A 5724-nucleotide genomic window follows, 5' to 3' on the forward strand; every position below is an offset into this window, starting at 1 on the left:
AAATTACAGTGTTACTTTTTTGTTACAAAAAAGTAACACTTCGTTACATCTTTTACCAAAAAACATCAATATTTAATTGTTAACCTATTTTTTTGTAATAAAAAGAGAGCAGCTACTAAAAGCTGCTCTCTTTTCATTTGTTATTGAACTTTCTTTTTCCAAACACCTAGCATAATAGCCGAGACAATCGTTCCAATTAATATAGAGAAAATATATAGTAACGGTTTATTTACTAACGCTATTACAAATAATCCACCATGCGGTGCTGGTAATGTAATTTGGAATAACATAGATAACGCACCTGCAATACTTGAACCAACAACACAACTTACGATTACTCGAACCGGATCTGCAGCTGCAAACGGAATCGCACCTTCTGTAATGAACGATGCTCCCATAATATAATTTGTTAAACCAGATTTACGTTCCGCTTCTGTAAACTTTGATTTAAAGAATGTAGTTGCAAATGCAATCGCAAGTGGCGGTACCATACCACCAGCCATAACTGCTGAGTGCACTCCAAAATTCTGTGCTTCTATTGCAGCAATACCAAACGTAAACGCCGCTTTATTAATTGGACCACCCATATCAATTGCCATCATACCACCTAAAATAAGACCTAGTAATATAGCATTCGTACCGTTTAAACCATTTAACCACCCTGTCAACATTTCATTTAATGCTACTACAGGCGGAATCACTGCTTTTTGCATTACAACTCCTGTAATCAATAATCCAAAGACTGGATATAACAAAACAGGTTTAATTCCTTCTAATTGTACTGGTAGTCCTGAAAATAATCTTTTCAACCCTAAAACAACATATCCAGCTAAGAAACCAGCAATTAATCCACCTAAAAAGCCAGCATTCGCATTCGCCGCTAAAAATCCACCTACAACACCAGGCATAAAACCAGGACGATCAGCAATAGAACTTGCAATAAATCCAGCTAAAATTGGTACAAGGAATAAAAACGCACCTGTTTTTCCTCCACCAATTGACATGAACAATTCAGCTAAAGGACCTTCCGCCTTTATACCACCAAACGAAAACGCTAGCGCTATTAAAATCCCGCCGCCAACAACGAACGGAAGCATATTACTTACGCCATTCATTAAATGCTTATAAATTCCTAATCCTTTTTCTTTTTCCGTACTTTCTGCCTTTCCATCTTCTTTTACACCTTTAAAGATTGGTGCATCTTGCTTTACAGCTCGATTAAGAAGTGTTTCCGTTTTTCTAATCCCATCAGCGACTGGTACTTGAATGACATGTTTACCAGCAAAACGATTCATTTCTACTTGTTTATCCGCCGCAACAATAATAGCTGTTGCACGTTCAATATCCTCTTTCGTTAAACCGTTTTTAATACCTGTCGATCCGTTTGTTTCAACTTTAATCGCTATTCCTAACTCTGTCGCTTTTGCTTTTAAGCTATCCGCTGCCATATATGTGTGAGCGATTCCAGTTGGACAAGCTGTAACAGCAAGTACGTACGGTTCATTTACTTCTGGTTTTGCGACTTCAATCTCTTCTTCTTTTTCATTCTCTTTTTCATCAAATAGTTGAAGAAGCTCACTTTCATCCTTTGCTTCTAATAGTTGCTTGCGAAATCCTTCATCCATTAATAATGTCGATAAACGAGACAACGTTTCTAAATGAGTATTATTCGCTCCTTCACTTGCAGCAATCATAAAGAATAAGTGTGCTGGCTGTCCGTCAAGCGACTCATAATTGATACCGCTTACACTTCTACCAAAACAAATCGATGGTTGTTTAACAGCCTTTGTCTTCGCATGAGGTATTGCAATACCTTCCCCTATTCCAGTCGTACTTTGGGACTCCCGCTTTAAAATAGCTTCTTTAAATTCCATTTTACTATTTAAACGATTTGCCCCATTTAATTTCTCAACTAATTCATCTATGACAGCTTCTTTATTTGAAGCTGTCAAATCCATAATGACTGTATCTCTTTTTAATAGTTCTGTAATTTTCATATGTTGCTTCCCCCTATCGCTTAGCTACAATTACTTGCGACAATAATTCTTCTACTTTTTCCTTCTTACATAAATCAGCTGAAAATGCTGTTGCACTCCCTGTTGCAACGCCGTATTGAAATGCCTTTTCAATATCTTTTGTCTGTTCATATTTGCCTACAAACCCTGCAACAAGAGAATCTCCGGCCCCAACTGAATTAATTACAACACCTTTTGGAACAGTCGCTTCATATATACCTTCTGCCGTAAATAATAAAGCTCCCTCTCCAGCCATCGATACGATAACGTGTTTTATACCTTGTTCAATTAATTTTCTTCCATAAGGTAAAACGTCCTCTACTGTTGAAAGCTCCACTCCAAACAACTCACCAAGTTCATGATGGTTTGGCTTAATTAAAAATGGCTTATTTTTAATTACATGCTGCAGTGCACTTCCACTCGCATCGACTACTACTCGAATACCTTTTTCAGCTCCGAGCGCTGCGATTGATTCATAAAAGGTAGTTGGGATAGATGCAGGTACACTTCCAGCTAGCACAACGCAATCTCCCTGCTTCATACTTTCGATTTGTTTCATTAATTGTTCAAATTGCTCATTTGTCACATTAGGACCTTGCCCATTTAATTCTGTCTCTTCTTGCCCTTTTATTTTCACATTAATTCGGGAATCTCCGTCTACTTGGATGAAGTTTGTCATTACGCCTTCCGCCTGTAATACACCTTTAATAAATTGACCGGTGAATCCACCAGTAAATCCAAGTGCTATATTTTCCACACCTAAACGATGGAGAACGCGAGAAACATTAATCCCTTTTCCTCCAGGAAACTTCATATCTTTCTCTGCTCGATTGACTGCGCCTAAATCAAAGGAATTAACTTGTACTACATAATCAATAGATGGGTTTAAAGTAACTGTATAGATCATTGTTTATCAGCCTCAATTACATTGGTTTGTCTTTTATATTTTTCTAAATCAATTTCTAAATGGTTTGTAATAATATTTGCTTCTTCAACATTTGCAATTTTCGCAAATGCAACTTCTGAAAACTTACTTTCATCAATTAAGAAATATCCTTCGTTTGCTAATGTTAATGCCATTTGTTTTAAGAGCGCTTCTTCTGGATCTGGCGTTGTAAAGCCAAGCTGTTCATGTACACCATTTGCACCTAAAAAACATTTATCAAAACGATACTTCTGCATACTTTCCTGTGCCATAGCACCGATTAAAGCTTTCGTCCTACTCTTCATCATTCCACCTAGTAAATACGCACGAATATTATTTTCAACTAAAGCTTCAATATGCATAAGTCCATTCGTAACGACAGTCACATCTTTATTTATTAAAAATGGAATCATTTCAAATGTTGTACTTCCTGCATCTAAATAAATACAATCACCTTGTTCAATAACGCTAGCCGCATAATTAGCAATTTGTTGTTTTATTTGAATGTTTTTGGATGATTTTTCAACCATCGTTGGTTCTTGCCCTTTTCCTGTTAAAACAGCGGCACCACCATGAACTCTTTTTAATAACCTTTGCTTTTCCAATTGTGCTAAATCACGGCGAATTGTCGACTCAGAGCTTTCTGTTCTTTCAACTAATTGCTGTAATTTTACAACTTTCTGTTCTTTTACAAGTTGCAATATCATTTGATGACGTTCAGGAGTTAACATTTTATTCACCTCTTCTTTGATTACAGTATAATGAAAACGGTCACAAAAATCAACCACAAACAATCAAAAATAATCAAAAACACCCATAAACATTTATAAACAGCAAAAAGAAACCTATTCGATTAAACAATCAAATAGGTTTCTTTTCTAAATTCACTTATAAAGAAGCTTTATATATACTTAAAACATCATCTTTATTTAATTTTTTAAAGTTACCAAATTCACCATACGCCATCGCTTTATTAGCCATTATATCAATTTCATTTTCTCCAATACCGTAATCAGCTAATGTTGCTGGCGCTTCAATTGAAGTCCAAAATTGACGCAGTGCCTTAATTCCTTCTAAAGCCACTTCTTTATCTGTTTTGCCATCTGTTTCTATATCAAATACACGAATAGCGAACTGTTTAAAACGACTTACATTTTCCTCTACAACATGTTTCATCCAGTTCGGGAATAAAATCGCAAGGCCACCCCCGTGTGGTATATCATGAACAGCAGAAACTGCATGCTCAATATTATGAGTCGCCCAATCTCCTTTTACTCCCATCGCTAAAATGCCGTTTAACGCCATAGTACCACAATATAAAATAGTTTCTCTATGCTCATAATTTTCTAAATCACTTAAAAGCTTAGGTGCTGTCTCAATTACTGTTTTTAAAACAGCTTCACAATAACGATCTTGTAGTTCTGTATTCGTTCCATGATGGAAATATTGTTCTAATACGTGCGACATAATATCTACCATACCGTAAATGGTTTGATCTTTCGGTACAGAAGTAGTATGAACTGGATCTAAAATTGAAAACTGCGGGAAAGTAACTGGGCTACCCCATCCATACTTTTCATTCGTTTCCCAGTTTGTAATTACCGAGCCTGCATTCATTTCAGATCCTGTTGCTGCAAGAGTAAGTACAGTACCAAATGGTAATGCCTCATTAGCAAATGTTTTTTTCGTTACAATATCCCATACATCTCCATCGTACTTACTACCAGCTGCAATTGCCTTCGTACAGTCGATCACACTTCCTCCACCAACTGCTAAAATAAATTCAACACCATTTTCTTTACAAATTTGAATCCCTTTCTTTACAGTTGATACACGTGGATTCGGTTCAACACCTGTCAATTCAAATACTTCTGCATTTATATCCTTTAAAATAGAAATTACATTATCATAAATACCGTTTCTTTTAATGCTGCCTCCCCCGTATACGAGAAGAACTTTTTTACCGAACTGTGGAATTTCAGTTTTTAACTGCTCTAATTGACCTTTACCGAAAATAAGTTTCGTTGGATTACGAAATACAAAATTTTGCATATTCCTTTACCATCCCTTCTATATGAAAAGCAACTATACTTTTGTATACCATATTTTTTTCATTTCACAAAAATATTTGCTTAATAAAAAAACCCCAGCCTACAGGCTGAGATTTTTTATTGGTAATAAGGTGAGATCATTAAGTAAACAATAACACCAGATAAACTTACATATAACCAAATCGGCATCGTCCAACGTACAATTTTACGATGACGTGTTAATTGATTTGTAAAACCAAATACAAGTGCAAACAATGCAAGCGGTACAATAATTGCCGCCAGGATAATATGTGTAATTAAAATGATGAAATACACATATTTAATGAATCCTTCTCCGCCAAAATGTGTTGCTGGCGCTAAGTAATGATAAGATAAATAAGAAACACAAAATAGCAACGTCGTTGTAAATGCTGCCAGGATGAAACCACGGTGCATTTTCACATTCTTCTTAATAATAGAGTATAGAGCTGCTAATAAGAATACGAACGTAAAGCTATTAAAAATTGCATTTAACATTGGTAAAATTGTTACATCAAAATGTAATTCTCCTTCATAGCCAACAGGTCCAAAGAACAAAAATAAAATAATCGCATTTACAATTACAGAAAGCGTTATCACAATAGGAGCATAGCTTTTCTGATTTGTTGATTGATCCACCAAAATGGTCACTCCCTCTTCCTTCAAATATGTATACGTAACCTCACTATTTTAACATACTATTCACAGTGTAAAT

The 5724-nt window shown here is 35.6% G+C and carries 5 protein-coding genes; all 5 read right to left on the reverse strand.

Going from position 1 to position 5724, the window contains the following annotated elements:
- Positions 1-140 precede the first annotated feature (140 nt).
- Complete coding sequence (locus ABWK52_RS21640; RefSeq protein WP_000704599.1) at positions 141-1997, reverse strand: PTS fructose transporter subunit IIABC; 1857 nt, start codon at positions 1995-1997, stop codon at positions 141-143.
- A gap of 13 nt (positions 1998-2010) precedes the next feature.
- A complete protein-coding gene (gene pfkB / locus ABWK52_RS21645; protein WP_000640830.1) occupies positions 2011-2922 on the reverse strand; it encodes a 1-phosphofructokinase in 912 nt (303 codons plus the stop codon).
- Entirely contained in the window at positions 2919-3671 is a 753-nt protein-coding gene (locus ABWK52_RS21650; protein WP_000957286.1) for a DeoR/GlpR family DNA-binding transcription regulator, read from the reverse strand. The genes pfkB and ABWK52_RS21650 overlap by 4 nt, the downstream gene beginning before the upstream one ends.
- A gap of 157 nt (positions 3672-3828) precedes the next feature.
- On the reverse strand, positions 3829-4992 hold the full coding sequence (locus ABWK52_RS21655; protein ID WP_001179092.1) for an iron-containing alcohol dehydrogenase: 1164 nt from the start codon (positions 4990-4992) through the stop codon (positions 3829-3831).
- Positions 4993-5108: 116 nt separating this feature from the next.
- Positions 5109-5651, reverse strand: coding sequence for a DUF420 domain-containing protein (locus ABWK52_RS21660; protein WP_000228314.1), 543 nt, complete (start codon positions 5649-5651; stop codon positions 5109-5111).
- Positions 5652-5724 lie beyond the last annotated feature (73 nt).

Origin of the sequence: Bacillus sp. AP50, from assembly GCF_040492675.1 — a bacterium.
Taxonomy (GTDB): Bacteria; Bacillota; Bacilli; order Bacillales; family Bacillaceae_G; genus Bacillus_A; species Bacillus_A cereus.

Bases quoted from the DNA above. Each gene is read 5' to 3' on its own strand.
- ABWK52_RS21655 (WP_001179092.1), bottom strand. From the start codon at position 4,992: ATGCAAAATTTTGTATTTCGTAATCCAACGAAACTTATTTTCGGTAAA.
- ABWK52_RS21640 (WP_000704599.1), bottom strand. From the start codon at position 1,997: ATGAAAATTACAGAACTATTAAAAAGAGATACAGTCATTATGGATTTG.
- ABWK52_RS21650 (WP_000957286.1), bottom strand. From the start codon at position 3,671: ATGTTAACTCCTGAACGTCATCAAATGATATTGCAACTTGTAAAAGAA.
- pfkB (WP_000640830.1), bottom strand. From the start codon at position 2,922: ATGATCTATACAGTTACTTTAAACCCATCTATTGATTATGTAGTACAA.